This window comes from Methylorubrum rhodinum (assembly GCF_014199935.1).
GTDB lineage: Bacteria > Pseudomonadota > Alphaproteobacteria > Rhizobiales > Beijerinckiaceae > Methylobacterium > Methylobacterium rhodinum.
Map to the genome: position 1 here is coordinate 1 of NZ_JACHOP010000027.1, position 13,772 is coordinate 13,772.

Consider the following 13,772-nt stretch of genomic DNA (forward strand, 5'->3'; position numbering starts at 1 on the left):
GCCCCGCGCCTGGTCCGGGTGGCCACCCGGACCAGGCACCCCGCGGCTGCGGGACAGCCTCTTTCTAGCAGAGCCCCAACAGACAATTCCGGGGCGCCGCAGGCGAACCCGGAATCCACGACTGGCCGCGACGTTTCGTGAAGCAGCGCATCACAGGTGGATTCCGGGTTCGCTACGCGCCCCGGAATGACGGTGGAGGAGAGGGCAGGCGGGCTCAGCCCCGCCGCGCCCCCTTCCGTCGCGCCGCGCGGCGCAGAATCCGCGACAGATCCTCGACCGAATACGGCTTGTGCAACAACGGAAAACCGTGGTGGCCGTCCTCGGCCAGCACGTGGCTGTAGCCCGACGAGAGCACCACCGGCAGGTCCGGGCGGCGCACGTGGATCGCCCGGGCGAGGTCGACGCCGTTCATGCCCGGCATCACCACGTCGGTGAAGACCACGTCGAAGCGCTCGGGGGTACTCTCCAGTTCGGCCAGCGCCTGATCCGCATCCATGGCCCAGACGGTGCCGTAGCCGAGTTCGGCCAGGGCCTGGGTCGCGAAGGCGCCGACCTCGCGGTTGTCCTCGACCACGAGCACGCAGGTGCCGTGGCCGGGCGCCAGCGGCTCGGGCTCGTCCGGCGCCTCGACTTGCGTCGGGGCGACCCTGGCGCGGGGCAGGAACAGGGTGAAGGTGGTGCCTTCGGCCAAAACACTCTCGACGGCGATGTCGCCGCCGGACTGCTTGGCGAAGCCGAACACCTGGGACAGGCCGAGGCCCGTGCCCTGGCCGACGCCCTTCGTCGTGAAGAACGGCTCGAAGATGCGGTTGAGGTCGGCCGGTGCGATGCCCGAGCCGGTATCGCCGATCGACACCGCCACGAAGTCGCCGACCACTTCGGGGTGAGTGCGCAAGGCCGGGATGCGGTCGGCGTGGCCGACGCGGATCGTCAGCGTGCCCTCGCCGTCCATGGCGTCGCGGGCGTTGACCACCATGTTGACGAGCGCCGTGTCGAACTGGCTCGGATCGGCCTCGACGAGGCAGGCATAGGGCGCGCCGGCCGCGTCGAAGCAGGGATCGATCTGGGTCTTCACCTGGATGCGCGCGCCCGTCAGCGTGCCGACCATGTCGGCCACCGCCGCGACGCCGCGGCCGGCATCGAACACCTCGGGCTTGAGGGCTTGGCGCCGGGCGAAGGCCAGGAGCTGGCCGGTGAGCTTGGCGGCGCGTCCCACCGTGTCGGAGATCGCCTCGACGTAGCGGCGGCGGCGCTCCTCGGGCAGGTCCGGGCGCTTCAGCAGGTCGGTCGAGGACTTGATGACGGTGAGCAGGTTGTTGAAGTCGTGGGCCACGCCGCCGGTGAGTTGGCCCACGGCCTCCATCTTCTGCGATTGCCGCAGGGCATCCTCGATCCGCTCGCGCTCGGCGACTTCCGCGCGCAGGCGCCCGTTGGCCTCGGCGAGTTCGCGCAGGCGCACCCGCTCGGCGGTGAGGTCGGTGAGCACGCCGCAGAGGAGGGCGCTGTCGCCGTCGCCGTCGAGGCGGCTCAGCGAGAGGTAGCCCGGCCGATCGGTCCCGTCGCCGTCGCGCAGGCACACCTCCCCGCGGGCGGGCGCCCGGACCGCCGCGCGCTGGAGTGCGGCGAGCGGCTCGTCCTGGTCCTCGGCGGCGAAGCGGGCGAGCGGCTGGCCGATCAGCCGCTCCTGGGGGAGCCTCAGCATCTCGGCCAGCCGCCGGTTGCAATAGAGCAGAGTGCCGTCGGGCCCCAGCGTGAAGGCGCCCTCCTGGATCTGCTCGATCAGCACGCGATAGGGCCGGTCGGCGTTCTCCAGGGTGTAGACCAGCCGCTCGCCCGAGGGCCCCTCGACCACGATGGCGTCGAAATCGCCCCGGCGGATCGCCGCGAGCGTGTCCTCGGTCTCGTCCAGCCGCGTCTCCAGTTCGCGGATGCGCGCGTGGAGGTCGGCCTGCGGCTCGGGCGCCGCGCCGGCCGGGGCGGGCTCAGGCGACATCGGCGCCTCCCGCTTCGGGCGATGCGGCCTGCGGCTGCTGTTGCTGCTGGGCGACCAGGGCGGGCGCTTGCGGGCCGGGCCTCATGCCAGCCCCCGTGCCGGGCCCCATGTCAGGCTCCGTACCGGCGAGCCCGAGCGCTTCGAGGACGCGGCGCCCGTCGGTCAGGTCGCCCGCCGCGCGCCGGGCGGGAGGGGGGCTGAGCCGGATCAGGGTCGGCGCCGCGACGACGCCGTCGCGGCCGGCGAGGCCGGGCTGCTGGTAGATGTCCACGACCTCGAGGTCGCAGGCACCGGCGAGCGGCCCCTCGCACAGGCGCCGGACGTCTCCGATGGTGCGCGCCGAGCGCGGCGAGGTGCCGGCCACGTAGAGGCGCAGGCGGATGCGGTCGGGCGCCATCAGGTCAGGCCCGCCTCGCGGTCAAGGTCGGGCCGGATGTCGAGGCCCACCAGCACCTTCTCGGTGTTGGAGAGGTCGCCGATGATGCGCTTGAGCGGCGCGGGTAGGCGGCGCACCAGGGTCGGGATCGCCAGGATCTGGTCGCCCGCGGCGAGCTGCGGGTTCTTCATCAGATCGACCAGCTCGATCTCGTAGCGGCCCGCGAGATGCGCCTCGCAGAAGCGCTTGAGGTTGGCCATGGCGGCAAGCGACTTGGCCGTCTGCCCCGCCACGTAGAGGCGCAGGCGGTAGCGGCCGTCCTCGGCCTCGCACGGCGCGCCGGTTTCGGTCTCGTTCATCGGCCTGCTCCCCGCCGGGCGGCGAGGTCGCGCCGCTCGCTCGCCAGCGCGGCTTCGCGCCGCTCCTCCTCGTCGAGAAGGATCGCCTCTTCCTCGGCCACCGCCTCCAGGCCGGCGCGCAGCTCCTCGATCCGGCGCTCCAGCGAACGGCGGCGGCGCTCGGTCTCGCGCTGGCGGCGGCGGTTCTCCTGCCGCCGCCGCAGGACCTCGGCGGCTTCCTCCGCCTCCCGCACCGCCCGCGCCGTCCCGGTCAGGACGCCGGAGGGACCGATATAGGCGTCGACGAGCCTGAGCCCCTCGCGCGACATCGCGAACTCGCGCACTTGGTTCGAGTGGCTCATGCCCCGCGCCTTGATGACGTAGAGGGTGCGCGAGCGCTCGCCGTTGGCCTCGACGTTGAGGAGCCTGATCCAGGCATCCATCAGCGAGGAGACGCCGATGTCGCCGTCGCGGCCGAGCCCGCCGTCCTCGCGCAGGCTCGTGAACACGGCGGTGATGCCGCGGGCCTTGAGCAGGTCGGCCATGCGCAGGATCGTCGTCTGAAGCTCGGCGTCCGGCCCGCGCAGGGCCGAGAGCGGATCGACCACGACGAGGTCGGGCCCGAACCGGTCGAGGTCCCGCTGCATCCGGGCGAGATGCATCTCCAGGCCGTAGAGGCTCGGCCGCGCCGCCTCGAAGCGCAGGAGGCCCGCGGCGACGTGGCGGGCGAGGTCGACGCCGATCGAGCGGGCGTTGCGGATGATCTGTTCTCCGCTCTCCTCGAAGACGAACGACAGGCAGCGCTCGCCCCGGGCGCAGGCCGCGTCGACCATGCTGGCGCAGATCATGGTCTTGCCGGTGCCGGCCTCGCCCGACACGAGGATGCCGGAGCCGCGGTGGAAGCCGCCGGGGCCGAGCATGGCGTCGAGGCCGTCGATGCCGGTCGCGACCACCCCCTCGCCCGCCGGGTAGTCGAGGTCGGCCGAGGTGACCGGCAGAACGCTGATGCCCTCGGCGTCGATCAGGAACGGGTACTCGTTGGTGCCGTGGGCCGAGCCGCGGTACTTCACCACCCGCAGGCGGCGCGTCGTGATCTGGTCCTCGACCCGGTTGTCGAGCAGCACCACGCAGTCGGAGACGTATTCCTCCAGCCCCTGGCGGGTGAGCTGGCCCTCGCCGCGCTCGCCGGTGATGATCGCGGTGAGCCCGCGCTCCTTGATCCAGCCGAACAGGCGGCGCAGCTCCGCCCGCAGCACCGAGGCGTCGGAGAAGCCGGAGAACAGGGTCTCGATCGTGTCGAGCACGATGCGCTTGGCGCCGACCGAATCGACGGCGAAGCCGAGGCGGATGAACAGACCTTCGAGGTCGTACGCGCCGGTCTCCTCGATCTCGGAGCGCTCGATCCGGACGTGGTCGATGGCGAGCTTTCCCTGCCCGATCAGGCCGTCGAGATCGTAGCCCAGCGAGGCGACGTTGGCGGAAAGATCCTCGGCCCGCTCCTCGAAGCTCATGAACACGCCGGGCTCGCCGTAGCGGGTCACGCCGTTGACCAGGAAGGTCGTGGCGAACAGGGTCTTGCCGCAGCCGGCCGCGCCGCAGACCAGGGAAGGCCGGCCCGCGGGCAGGCCGCCGAAGGTGACGGCGTCGAAGCCCTCGATGCCGGTGGCGGCCTTCGGCAGGCCTGGACGGAGATCGGGTTGGGCCGGAGGCTGGTTCATCGCGGGCTTCCGGCCAGGGTGATGTCGATGTCGTCACCCGCTGCCGGACGGCATACGGCTGCGCGGCAGCAGGCTTTTCGACACGATTCGGATCGCGGCTCGTACTTCAGGGGCGCTTCGATTGGCAAGGCGGGCCGCCGACCGAGGCAGGGCCCTCGCTCGAAGCGATCGTCCTGCTTCTTGCCCGGCCTCGAGCGCCGGCGGCCGCCTCCGCAGCCTTGGCTTCTCGCTCCGCCGGACGCCTCGGCTCGCGCCGAGGCCCGCTCCGCGGGGCGCTCGTCGCGCCCGGAATGCGGTGCAATCGCCCTTCGAGCGATGGCCCTGCCGACCGGTGGATCGGGCCGGGCGCCGCAGCCTGCCGCGTCCGATCGATCCGCTCGGCTCACCGGCTCACGCCGTCATCGCAAGGCGATCGACCGGACACGGTCTCACAGGCTGGTCTCGGGTCCGTGCTTGTCGCCGTCGTCGGGCACCGGGCCGGTCTCCCCCTGCCAGGGCAAGCTCTGCCAGGGCGGCTGGCCCGCGCGGGCCTCGTATTCGTCGAGGGTCAGAGTCGCCTCGCCGCCCTCCGCGTCGGCGACGCGGACATGGCTCGGTCGGGGCTGCCTAGGCGGAACGAGATGGAGGCCCTTGAACGCGCTCGCCATCGCGGCCTCAGCCCCCCTGCTCGGGCTGCCCGCCCCGGGGCGGGCGGCAGAGATAGGCGGGCTTGGTCCGCAGGTAGCCCTTAAGGCGCAGATACTCGGCGACGATCTCGCAGACCGCCTTGTCGCGCGGCAGGCGCTCGACCGCGCAATGCGCGTCCAGCGCTGCCACGACCTCCGGCGGGAAGGTCAGGATGCCGGCGAGTTTCGGCGGATCGTCGGTGCTCGTCTCGTCCACAGCCCGTTCCTTCCCCCTCGCACCACCGTTCATCCCGTACGGGCGCCCAGGCCCTCAGCTCGGCTGCTCCTCGACCTGCTCGAGATCCTCCTCCGGCAGCGGCTCGGCGGGCGTCTGGGCAGGGGTCTGAGCAGGAGTCTGAGACGGCGGGTCGCGGTCCGTCTCGTCGTCGCCGGGCTTGGGGCTGTCCGATCGCGTCACCAGGGTCTCCTTCCGGATGTGTCGGGATCAAGCCGGCATCCGCCACGGCGGTTCCGTGCCTCGAGGTCACGGATCGAGAGCCAGCACGGCGGTGCGTGCCACCAGCGCCGGGGGCGCCGTGACCCGCCACGCCGCCAGCAGCCCCGTGCGCAAGAAGTCCTCCTCCACTCCGAAAAGATCGAGGCTGGTCCAACCGCGCTCGCCCCAGGCCCCGGGGACGGGAGCGCAGGCGTCGGGCTCGGCCTCGACGGCCGCGGCCTGCTGCTCCGGCGTCAGCCGTAGGACGACGCGCTCCTCCTCGGTCCAGAGCGTCGCGAAGATGCGCCCGCCGACCCGGAAATCCGGATGACCCCGATGCGCGCCCTCGACGACCTCGGGCAGCATCAGCGCGAGCGCGCGCACGTCCTCGGGCAGGCAGGACAAGGCCTGACCCTCGGCCTAATCCGCGCGGGCGGCCGGCGCCTGCCAGGCCACGCCCGCATGCTCGCGCACGTCGCCGGAGCGGGTTCCGGTGTCGGCATCGCTGACCCACTCGCCGGGTTCGGCGACCTCCAGCACCTCGTCCTCGGGATAGGCGGCCTCGACGAAGAGTCGGGCCTCGCCCTCGGCGGCGGCCCGCACCGTGACGAGCGGGCGCTCGCCCGCCGCCCCGCGCACCCGGGCGATGAAGAGTTTCGACATGACGGCTCCTGCCACGATTCCCTCGCGTTCGCCCCGTCAACGCGCGGGCCGGGCCGATGGTGCGGACGGCCGGCACCGCGCGGCTCGCAGAGCCGGCTATGCTTGCGGCGCGGCGGGGCCATGCCGTGCGGACCGTCGCCTTCGCGGCGCGATCCGATACAGGGCGGTCTCCGCCGCGCCGACAACCGAATCGCTCCCATGCCCCAAGGTGCCGTCACCTTCCTGGGCCGCGGCCTCGCCTATGTGCGCGGCCAGCGGATCGTGCTGACGATCTGTCCGGTCTGCTCCCAGCGCAACGACCCGAAGGCGGCCGAGCGGGGCCGCTGCCTCTGGTGCGCCTACGTCCCCACCCCCGCCGACGTGCGGGCCGCGGCCGACGACAAGGCCGCCTGAGCCGCCGCGCCCGACGGCTCCGGTCACGGCTCGACCGTCACCGCCTGCCGGAAGGGGGCGTCCTGCGGATGCAGGGGCCAGGTCGAGCCCTCGTCGACGAGATCGACGAGGCGTTCGTAGCGGCCGGGGAGGGCGGTGACGGCGAGGCTCAGCCCGGCCGCATCCCCCGCGCGCAGCGGCAGCGGCACGTGCCGCCCCCGCCGCCGCAGGTGCTGGGCGACCGGCAGCGCGACGAGGACGCCCTGGCAGCTGCCGCCGACGAAGACCGGCCCCGCGGGACAGGTCTCGGCGATCTCGTGGACGTAGCGCAGGTCGAGGCGCTGGATCTCGTCCCCGTCGTAGCGGATGACCGGTGCATCGAGCCGAGCCAAGGCCTCGCGCAGGAGAGCGTCGTCCCGGCCGCGTTCGCGCGATCCGGCCTGCCCGGTCAGCGGCACCGCTCCGGCACCCACCCGCCGGCACGCCCAAAGGGCTGGGACGAGATCGAGGACGTCGCGGATCAGCAGGACGACCGGGCGGTCCTGTCCCGCCCCCGCCGCAGCGAGACCGGTTCGCAGTTCGCTCAGAGGCGGACGACGGCGACCCGGGGAATCGGAGGAAGCACCGACATCGGCGCCGGACCGCCACCCGGGATGCCGCCGCCTTCGGTGTTGATCGTCTCCATCTTGGCGCGCGTGCGCATGGTCGCTGTCGACACGTGAGGGGAGCGGCGAGGATCGGAGCGGAGAGAGACGAAATCAACCGTCGGCCCGCGAGCCAGGGCCGCATCCGATCGCGTGTCGCCTCGAAGATACAGCTGACGAGATCATCCGGTCGTCGGGGCCCAACCGTTGCGGGAACCGAGATCCGGAACCGGTCCGGCCTCACAGACCGGCGGTCGCGGTCCGTGCGCCCTTGGTCGGCAGGTCGAACACGCCGGCCCAGAGGCCGCGGCGACGGCCCCAGGCGCGCGCGTCCTGCGCCGCGTAGTCGGCCGAGACGCCCCGGTCGGCCACTGCGTAGCCGTTCTCGACGAGCCAGGCGGCGAGGTCGTCGCCGCCGAGGCGGCAGCGGGCGCGGGGCCTTCCGTCCTCCGCGGCGCCTTGCGCCTCGCAGGCGATCGACGCGTCACCGATCCGGGCCCTGAGCGCCTCGGCCGCGACGCGCCCGCACGGATAGCCGCGCTCCTGCGCATCGAAGCAGGTCTGGTCGAGGGTCGGCGCCGCGATGCCGTGGAGCCGCACCGGCCGCCCGCCGACGGCGAGGGTGGCGCCGTCGATCACCGTGGCCGGACCGGTGAGGGAAACGTCCGGCGCGACGACCGGGGCGGCGAGGGGGGCCAGAAGGGCGAGGGCGGCGATCCGGGTCGCGGCCTCGCCGGCCTGGGCCGGCCGGACCGGGGCGCCGAGTACGAGGGCGGCGAGCGGCAATGCCAGAACCACCGGGGCGCGCCACGGGCGGCGGCGCGGCGCGGGTGCGGTGGACTTGTGTGCGGTGGGCTTGTGTGCAGTGGGCTTGGCAACGGCCGGGCTGGCGATGGCGCCGACGAGGCAGGCGGCGTAGAGCAGGGCGATCGTGGCGGTCAGGGACATCGGATGGCGCTTTCACGAGAGGGGTTACGGGCGGCTCGGCCGGGGCCGGCGCGCCGTCTGTGCCGCCTTCTCGCAGGTGGGCTCCCGCGCCGGCCTGACGCCGCCCGTCAGCCTCGCGTCAGCGGGGAGGGGGCATCCTCCGCGGGTCCCGGATTCCGAGCGATGCCGCGCCCGTTCCACCTCCTGCTGACCGCCCTGCTCCTCGCTGCCGCGCCCGCGCATGCCGACAGCGACGGCGAGCGCGCCCGCGCCGCCCTGGAGCGGGGCGAGATCCGCCCCCTCGACGCCGTGCTCGCCGCCGCCAGGACCGCCGTGCCGGGGGACGTGGTCGCGGTCGATCTCAAGCGAGACGACGGGCGCTGGCTCTACAAGCTGCGTATCCTCGGCCCCGACGGCCGCCGCCGCGACGTGAAGATCGACGCCGGCTCCCTCAAGGTCATCGACGATGACGACGACGATTGAACTGGGCGCGTTCCCCTCCCCCTTGCGGGGAGGGGTCAGGGGTGGGGGTCGGGCAGAAGGCACCGCTCACGCCTCAATCTGCACCACCCCCACCTCCGGCTCCTGCCCGCAAGGGGGAGGAGAGGCGCGCATTCCTGCCGCCCAATCGGCTTACGAGAACCACCCCTCCCTCACGGGAATCCATCCATGCGCATCCTGATCGTCGAGGACGAGCCGCGCATCGCCGCCGACCTGCGGGCCGGGCTGGAGCGGGCCGGCTACGTCGCCGAGAGCGTCGGCGACGGCGAGGCGGCATGGTTCAAGGCCGAGACCGAGACCTACGACGCCATGGTGCTCGACCTCGGCCTGCCGCGGCTCGACGGGCTCGGCGTGCTGCGCCGCCTGCGCGGGGCGGGCGTGCGGCTGCCGGTGCTGATCCTCACCGCCCGCGACGGCTGGCGCGAGCGCGTCGAGGGGATCGACGCGGGCGCCGACGACTACCTGCAGAAGCCCTTCCGCATGGAGGAGCTGGTGGCACGGCTGCGGGCCATCCTGCGCCGCACCGCCGGCCACGCCTCGCCGGTGCTGCGGGCGGGCGCCGTCGAACTCGACACCCGCACCCGCGCGGTCTCGATCGAGGGCCGCGAGATCGACCTGACGGCGCTGGAATACCGTCTGCTCGCCTTCCTGCTGCATCGCCAGGGGCAGGTCGTGCCCGCGGGCGAGCTGCTCGACCACCTCCACGGCAGCGACAGCGACCGCGAGGCCAACGCGCTCGAAGCGCTGCTGACGCGGCTGCGGCGCAAGCTCGGCCCCGGCGTGGTCGAGACCCGCCGCGGCCACGGCTACCTCGTGCCGGCCGACCCGGAGGGGTCGTGAAGCGCGACTCGCTGCGGCTTCGCCTCGGATTGGCCGCCGCCGCCCTGATCGCCATCGCGCTGGCGCTGGCCGGCATCGGGCTGACCGTGATCCTCGACCGGGTGCTGGACGCCCGCACCGCCGACGGGCTCGACCGGGTCGCCAAGCTCATTGCCGGACAGGTCGCAATCGGTCGCGACGGGGCGCTCACTCTGCCGCAGGAGCCGCCCGATCCGCGCTTTTCCACGCCCTATGGCGGGCTCTACTGGCAGATCGAGGGCGGCGGCCACGCCTTGCGCTCGCGCTCGCTCTGGGACCGCGGCCTCGGCACCGTGCCGGACATTGCGGTCGAGCCGGCGGTGGGCGATCTCGACGGGCCGGACGGCGGCCGGCTGATCGCGGTGACGCGACGCGTGACGATTCCGGGCAACGGCGGCCGGACGGCGCTCGCCGTCACCGTGGCGGAGGACCGGCGCGATCTGGCCCAGAGCCGCGCCACCTTCCTGCGCCTGCTGGTGCCCTCGCTGGTCGCCCTGTTCGCGGCGCTGACGCTGGCCATGGCCCTGTTCGTGCGCCGGGCGCTCGCGCCGTTCCGGATACTCCGGGCCGATTTGGCCGCCGTCCATTCCGGCGCCCGCCCGCGCCTCCCGGAAAAATTTCCGGAAGAGGTGCGTCCGCTGGTGGCCGACCTCAACCGCCTGCTCGACGCGCAGGAGCGCGACCTGGAGCGCGCCCGCCGCCAAGCCGCCGACATGGCCCACGGCCTCAAGACCCCGCTCGCGGTGCTCGACGCGCTCGCCCGCCGCACGGACATGTCCGACCCTACCTTATCGCAAGACATCGCCGAGCAGGCCCGCGCCATGGCCCGTCAGGTCGAGCGCACGCTCGCCCGCGCCCGGGCGGCCTCGGGGGGCCTGCGGCGGCGCGCCTGCTCGGCCACCCCGGTGGCGGAGCGGATCGTCGGCGCCCTCAAGCGCCTGCCCGACGGCGAGGCCCTGCGCTGGGAGATCGCGCTGCCCGAGACGCTGGCCTTCCCCGGCGACGAGGACGACCTCACCGAGATCCTGGGCAACCTCCTCGACAATGCCCGCAAATGGGCCCACCGCCGCATCCGCGTCTCGGGCGGGCCGGAGGGAGAGGGCGGGCGCCTGACCGTCGAGGACGACGGCCCCGGCATGAGCGCGGCGGCGATCGCCGGCATCGCCCGCGGCCGCCGCTGGGACGAGACCCGCCCCGGCACCGGCTTCGGCATCGCCATCGCCCGCGACCTCGCCGAAGCCGCGGGCGCCGGGCTGCGGCTCGACCGCTCGGAACTGGGGGGCCTGCGGGTGACGCTGCACTGGCCGGCGGGCTCCGACGCCATCGCCGGGTGAGCCCATCAAGGCCGTGCATCCCCTCGCCCCGCTTGCGGGGAGAGGGTCGCGACGACCTCGTCGTCGTCGCGACAAGCGGTAGCGACGGTGAGGGGGCTTCGACGGAAGAGGCTCCTCCCGAACCGCCCCCTCACCGTCGCCTGCCGGCTCGCTTCGACGACGACGAGGTCGCCGAAGCCCTCTCCCCGCACAGCGGGGCGAGGGGGCGCAGCTGCGGCCTCGCGGGTCACAGGAAGCCGTAACGCTTCGTTCACCTTCCCCGCCGCCGGCCGACTCATACCCCGGAGCCATGTGCGCCAGCGCATGCGCCAAACGCAAGGCTCGCGCCTATACCGCACCGCAACAAGCGTGAGGGTTCTGAGGCCATGGCCTCCAAGGTTCTGTTCGTGTTGACCGTGCTGGTGCTCTTGATCGACGGCCATGCGCCGCGGATGCGCGAAGTCCGCAATCCGGATTCCGAGAGCGTCGGGCGACCGGCCTTCGCCCTCAAGCGCGCCGCCTCGTCGGCGTGAGGCAAAACGTCCGGCGGGCGAAAGGCTTCTTAGGAAATCTTCACAAACCGCCTGAAAGCCGGCACCTTCGCCCCAAGCGGACGGGGTCCGCGGGGAGGGAGGGACACGGATGTCGGCACGCGGAACACTCGCCCTCGCCCTGTGCCTGATGGCGCCGCTCGCGGCTCAAGCGCAGGAGGGCTCGCTCGCCGCGACCACGCTGGGGCAGGTGATGACGGCCCGCGCCACCGTGCAGGCGGAGTGCGGCTTCGACATCCTGAAGGAGAGCCCGCTCGGCGACCTCTCCTGCAAGTCCGGCACCCGCACCGCCGTCGAGGCCTGGGACCAGGCGCTGACCAAGGCCGGGCTTCCGGCCGCGGAGCGCGTGGGCATTGCCGAGCGGGTCGGCCTCGTCCCCGCCCCAGAGGACGAGCCGGCGGGCCTCTGGCGCGCCGACCCGAAGGACGTCGCCCGGCTCATCGCCAACCTGAGCCTGAAGGCCGGGGGCTGATCCCTCTCCCAAATCCGTTGACCGTTCGCCGGAGCGCCCCTTAAGTGCGGCCATGCGCCAGCGCCCGCCACGCTTCGTGAACGGCCGCGCGATCATCGGGGTGATCGCGCTCTACGCGCTCGTCCTGCAGGCCTTCCTCACCGCGCTCGCGCCGACCGCACCGGCGTTGGCCCGCGATGTCCTCTGCGCCGAGCATGTCGAGGGGGCGGGCTCGTCCGGCGATCAGGGCCCGGCCTGCCATCACGCCTGCTGCGTGCAGGCGCAGGCGCCCCAGCTCGGCCTGCCGCCGACGCTCGCCGCCGCGGCGGCCGCCATCTGGCCGCGGGTCGCCCAAGTCACGCCGTGGCCGCCCGCGGAAAAGGCCCGCGCCCGCGCCCCGCCCGATCCGGCCATCGGCCCGCGAGGTCCCCCCGCCGCCTGAGCGATCCGTTTCCGATCCCTCAGTCTCCGGGCTTCCCGTCCCATGTCCGTTCCGTTCCAGGGCCCCGCCCCGGCCGCCGCGCGCGCCGAGGTGCGCCCCTCCCTGCGCGAGGCCGTCTACCGCGCCGTCTGGCGCTGGCATTTCTATGCCGGGCTGATCTGCCTGCCGTTCCTGATCCTGTTGGCCGTTACCGGCGCGCTCTACCTGTTCAAGCCCGAGATCGACGCCACGGCGTTCGCCCACCGCACGATCGTCACGCCCGCCGGCACCCCGCTCGGACCGGATCGCCTCGTCTACAACGCCATGCAGGCGGTGCCCGACGGCGTGCCGGTCTCCTACACCGAGCCCGGTAGCCCGACCGCCTCGGCGCTCGTGACGATGAATGTCGGGGCGGAAAAAACGCTCGTCTTCCTCGATCCGTATCGCGGCCACGTGCTCGATGCGATGCCCGCGGCGCAAGAATTCTCCGGCGTGGTGCGGCGGCTGCACAGTCTCACCCTGTTCGGCTCAGTTGCGAATCGCGTCGTCGAGATCGTGGCGGGCTTTGCCGTCATCCTCGTCGTCACCGGCACCTATCTGTGGTGGCCGCGGGGGCAGCGGGGCGGCGTGGTGACGCTCCGCGAGACGCCGCGGCGGCGGGTGTGGTGGCGCGATCTCCACGCCGTCACCGGCCTGTTCGCGGGCGCCGGCCTGCTGTTCCTCGCGCTCACGGGCCTGCCCTGGTCGGGCTGGTGGGGACAGGAGCTGCGGGCGTGGTCGAACGCCGCCGGCCTCGGCCAGCCGCGCCAGCTCTGGGCCGACAGGCCGGTCTCGGGCGTGCCGATGCGCGCCGTGCTGAACGAGCCCGGCTGGACGATGCAGGACGCCCCCGTCCCCCGCTCGCAGCCGCAGGCCGCCCCGGCCATCGGCCTCGACAGGGCGGCGGCGATCCTGCGTGACATGGGGATGCCGGCGGGCTTCGAACTCGCCCTGCCGCTCGGCGAGACCGGCGTCTACGCGGTTGCCGCCTATCCCCGCGACGTGACGGCCCAGCGCATGGTCTCCCTCGACCAGTATACCGGCCGCCCCCTGGTCGACGTGCACTTTGGCGACATCGGCCCGGTGGGGCAGGCGATCCAGCTCGGCATCGGCCTGCACAAGGGCGAGTTCCTGGGCCGGGCGAACCAGCTCGCGATGCTGGCCTTCTGCCTCGCCACCATCCTGCTCTCGGTCACGGCCGGCGTGATGTGGTGGAAGCGCCGCCCGTCCGGTCGGCTCGGCGTGCCGCCGCTGCCACGGGATCGCCGCGTGATGGCGGGCGTGACCGGGCTCGTGCTCGGCCTCGGCGCGCTGTTTCCGCTCACGGGGCTCGCCATCCTCGCCCTGATCGGCCTCGACCTCGGCGCCCGCGCGCTGCTGCGCCCGCGCCCCCTGCGCCCGGCCGGCCAGACCTCCTGATCCGGCCGGGCGCGTGCCCCGCGCCCGCCGACACGCCATCCGCGGCCGCCTCCGGCGCCGCCCCGCTCCCTCCGTTCCGACGAGCCC

General features: G+C 73.4%; 19 protein-coding genes. 8 read left to right on the top strand and 11 right to left on the bottom strand.

What is annotated here, in order from left to right; all coding sequences use genetic code 11:
* Positions 1 to 214: 214 nt before the first annotated feature.
* The 9 genes from HNR00_RS21700 to HNR00_RS21740 all read right to left on the bottom strand — a co-directional run bounded on the left by HNR00_RS21700 (position 215) and on the right by HNR00_RS21740 (position 6,189).
* Positions 215 to 1,993: an ATP-binding protein gene (locus tag HNR00_RS21700; RefSeq protein ID WP_183572985.1), complete on the bottom strand. Its 1,779-nt coding sequence runs from the start codon at positions 1,991 to 1,993 to the stop codon at positions 215 to 217.
* Positions 1,983 to 2,390 carry a circadian clock KaiB family protein gene (locus tag HNR00_RS21705; protein ID WP_183572987.1) on the bottom strand — a complete coding sequence of 136 codons (408 nt, stop codon included), beginning with the start codon at positions 2,388 to 2,390 and terminating at the stop codon, positions 1,983 to 1,985. The genes HNR00_RS21700 and HNR00_RS21705 overlap by 11 nt, the downstream gene beginning before the upstream one ends.
* On the bottom strand, positions 2,390 to 2,728 hold the full coding sequence (locus HNR00_RS21710; RefSeq protein ID WP_183572989.1) for a circadian clock KaiB family protein: 339 nt from the start codon (positions 2,726 to 2,728) through the stop codon (positions 2,390 to 2,392). The genes HNR00_RS21705 and HNR00_RS21710 overlap by 1 nt, the downstream gene beginning before the upstream one ends.
* Complete coding sequence (gene kaiC / locus HNR00_RS21715) at positions 2,725 to 4,425, bottom strand: circadian clock protein KaiC (RefSeq protein ID WP_183572991.1); 1,701 nt, start codon at positions 4,423 to 4,425, stop codon at positions 2,725 to 2,727. Before kaiC ends, HNR00_RS21710 begins: the two co-directional genes overlap by 4 nt.
* A 428-nt stretch (positions 4,426 to 4,853) precedes the next feature.
* Entirely contained in the window at positions 4,854 to 5,072 is a 219-nt protein-coding gene (locus HNR00_RS21720; RefSeq protein ID WP_183572993.1) for a hypothetical protein, read from the bottom strand.
* Between the two features lie 7 nt (positions 5,073 to 5,079).
* Complete coding sequence (locus HNR00_RS21725) at positions 5,080 to 5,340, bottom strand: hypothetical protein (RefSeq protein WP_183572995.1); 261 nt, start codon at positions 5,338 to 5,340, stop codon at positions 5,080 to 5,082.
* 21 nt (positions 5,341 to 5,361) lie between these two features.
* A complete protein-coding gene (locus HNR00_RS21730; protein WP_183572997.1) occupies positions 5,362 to 5,508 on the bottom strand; it encodes a hypothetical protein in 147 nt (48 codons plus the stop codon).
* 66 nt (positions 5,509 to 5,574) lie between these two features.
* Positions 5,575 to 5,931, bottom strand: a complete 357-nt coding sequence (locus HNR00_RS21735; RefSeq protein WP_183572999.1) for an MmcQ/YjbR family DNA-binding protein — start codon at positions 5,929 to 5,931, stop codon at positions 5,575 to 5,577.
* 15 nt (positions 5,932 to 5,946) lie between these two features.
* Positions 5,947 to 6,189: a hypothetical protein gene (locus HNR00_RS21740; RefSeq protein WP_183573001.1), complete on the bottom strand. Its 243-nt coding sequence runs from the start codon at positions 6,187 to 6,189 to the stop codon at positions 5,947 to 5,949.
* A gap of 198 nt (positions 6,190 to 6,387) precedes the next feature.
* On the opposite strand from HNR00_RS21740, the gene HNR00_RS21745 reads away from it, so the two are divergent.
* Positions 6,388 to 6,582 (top strand): hypothetical protein, encoded by a 195-nt coding sequence (locus tag HNR00_RS21745; protein WP_183573003.1) that lies wholly within the window; start codon positions 6,388 to 6,390, stop codon positions 6,580 to 6,582.
* 23 nt (positions 6,583 to 6,605) lie between these two features.
* Here HNR00_RS21745 and HNR00_RS21750 read toward each other — a convergent pair whose 3' ends face one another.
* Together HNR00_RS21750 and HNR00_RS21755 are read right to left on the bottom strand one after the other, a co-directional pair.
* A complete protein-coding gene (locus HNR00_RS21750; protein ID WP_183573005.1) occupies positions 6,606 to 7,034 on the bottom strand; it encodes a hypothetical protein in 429 nt (142 codons plus the stop codon).
* A gap of 411 nt (positions 7,035 to 7,445) precedes the next feature.
* Positions 7,446 to 8,153 carry a thermonuclease family protein gene (locus HNR00_RS21755; protein WP_183573007.1) on the bottom strand — a complete coding sequence of 236 codons (708 nt, stop codon included), beginning with the start codon at positions 8,151 to 8,153 and terminating at the stop codon, positions 7,446 to 7,448.
* Positions 8,154 to 8,315: 162 nt separating this feature from the next.
* On the opposite strand from HNR00_RS21755, the gene HNR00_RS21760 reads away from it, so the two are divergent.
* From HNR00_RS21760 to HNR00_RS21790, 7 genes are all read left to right on the top strand, one after another.
* Entirely contained in the window at positions 8,316 to 8,615 is a 300-nt protein-coding gene (locus HNR00_RS21760; protein ID WP_183573009.1) for a PepSY domain-containing protein, read from the top strand.
* Positions 8,616 to 8,801: 186 nt separating this feature from the next.
* Positions 8,802 to 9,473, top strand: coding sequence for a response regulator transcription factor (locus HNR00_RS21765; RefSeq protein WP_183573011.1), 672 nt, complete (start codon positions 8,802 to 8,804; stop codon positions 9,471 to 9,473).
* Positions 9,470 to 10,825, top strand: coding sequence for a sensor histidine kinase (locus HNR00_RS21770; RefSeq protein ID WP_183573013.1), 1,356 nt, complete (start codon positions 9,470 to 9,472; stop codon positions 10,823 to 10,825). The genes HNR00_RS21765 and HNR00_RS21770 overlap by 4 nt, the downstream gene beginning before the upstream one ends.
* A 365-nt stretch (positions 10,826 to 11,190) precedes the next feature.
* Positions 11,191 to 11,337: a hypothetical protein gene (locus HNR00_RS21775; protein ID WP_183573015.1), complete on the top strand. Its 147-nt coding sequence runs from the start codon at positions 11,191 to 11,193 to the stop codon at positions 11,335 to 11,337.
* Between the two features lie 109 nt (positions 11,338 to 11,446).
* On the top strand, positions 11,447 to 11,827 hold the full coding sequence (locus tag HNR00_RS21780) for a hypothetical protein (RefSeq protein WP_183573017.1): 381 nt from the start codon (positions 11,447 to 11,449) through the stop codon (positions 11,825 to 11,827).
* 52 nt (positions 11,828 to 11,879) lie between these two features.
* The gene (locus HNR00_RS21785) at positions 11,880 to 12,248 is read left to right on the top strand and encodes a hypothetical protein (protein WP_183573019.1); all 369 of its coding nucleotides are present in this window, start codon (positions 11,880 to 11,882) and stop codon (positions 12,246 to 12,248) included.
* A 42-nt stretch (positions 12,249 to 12,290) separates the two neighbouring features.
* Positions 12,291 to 13,685: a PepSY-associated TM helix domain-containing protein gene (locus HNR00_RS21790; RefSeq protein ID WP_183573021.1), complete on the top strand. Its 1,395-nt coding sequence runs from the start codon at positions 12,291 to 12,293 to the stop codon at positions 13,683 to 13,685.
* Positions 13,686 to 13,772 lie beyond the last annotated feature (87 nt).

Excerpts from the sequence above, each read along its gene's own strand:
- HNR00_RS21775 (WP_183573015.1), top strand. The coding sequence starts at position 11,191 with ATGGCCTCCAAGGTTCTGTTCGTGTTGACCGTGCTGGTGCTCTTGATC.
- HNR00_RS21790 (WP_183573021.1), top strand. The coding sequence starts at position 12,291 with ATGTCCGTTCCGTTCCAGGGCCCCGCCCCGGCCGCCGCGCGCGCCGAG.
- HNR00_RS21755 (WP_183573007.1), bottom strand. The coding sequence starts at position 8,153 with ATGTCCCTGACCGCCACGATCGCCCTGCTCTACGCCGCCTGCCTCGTC.
- HNR00_RS21745 (WP_183573003.1), top strand. The coding sequence starts at position 6,388 with ATGCCCCAAGGTGCCGTCACCTTCCTGGGCCGCGGCCTCGCCTATGTG.
- HNR00_RS21700 (WP_183572985.1), bottom strand. The coding sequence starts at position 1,993 with ATGTCGCCTGAGCCCGCCCCGGCCGGCGCGGCGCCCGAGCCGCAGGCC.
- kaiC (WP_183572991.1), bottom strand. The coding sequence starts at position 4,425 with ATGAACCAGCCTCCGGCCCAACCCGATCTCCGTCCAGGCCTGCCGAAG.
- HNR00_RS21765 (WP_183573011.1), top strand. The coding sequence starts at position 8,802 with ATGCGCATCCTGATCGTCGAGGACGAGCCGCGCATCGCCGCCGACCTG.
- HNR00_RS21760 (WP_183573009.1), top strand. The coding sequence starts at position 8,316 with ATGCCGCGCCCGTTCCACCTCCTGCTGACCGCCCTGCTCCTCGCTGCC.
- HNR00_RS21720 (WP_183572993.1), bottom strand. The coding sequence starts at position 5,072 with ATGGCGAGCGCGTTCAAGGGCCTCCATCTCGTTCCGCCTAGGCAGCCC.
- HNR00_RS21705 (WP_183572987.1), bottom strand. The coding sequence starts at position 2,390 with ATGGCGCCCGACCGCATCCGCCTGCGCCTCTACGTGGCCGGCACCTCG.
- HNR00_RS21710 (WP_183572989.1), bottom strand. The coding sequence starts at position 2,728 with ATGAACGAGACCGAAACCGGCGCGCCGTGCGAGGCCGAGGACGGCCGC.
- HNR00_RS21725 (WP_183572995.1), bottom strand. The coding sequence starts at position 5,340 with ATGAACGGTGGTGCGAGGGGGAAGGAACGGGCTGTGGACGAGACGAGC.
- HNR00_RS21740 (WP_183573001.1), bottom strand. The coding sequence starts at position 6,189 with ATGTCGAAACTCTTCATCGCCCGGGTGCGCGGGGCGGCGGGCGAGCGC.
- HNR00_RS21785 (WP_183573019.1), top strand. The coding sequence starts at position 11,880 with ATGCGCCAGCGCCCGCCACGCTTCGTGAACGGCCGCGCGATCATCGGG.
- HNR00_RS21780 (WP_183573017.1), top strand. The coding sequence starts at position 11,447 with ATGTCGGCACGCGGAACACTCGCCCTCGCCCTGTGCCTGATGGCGCCG.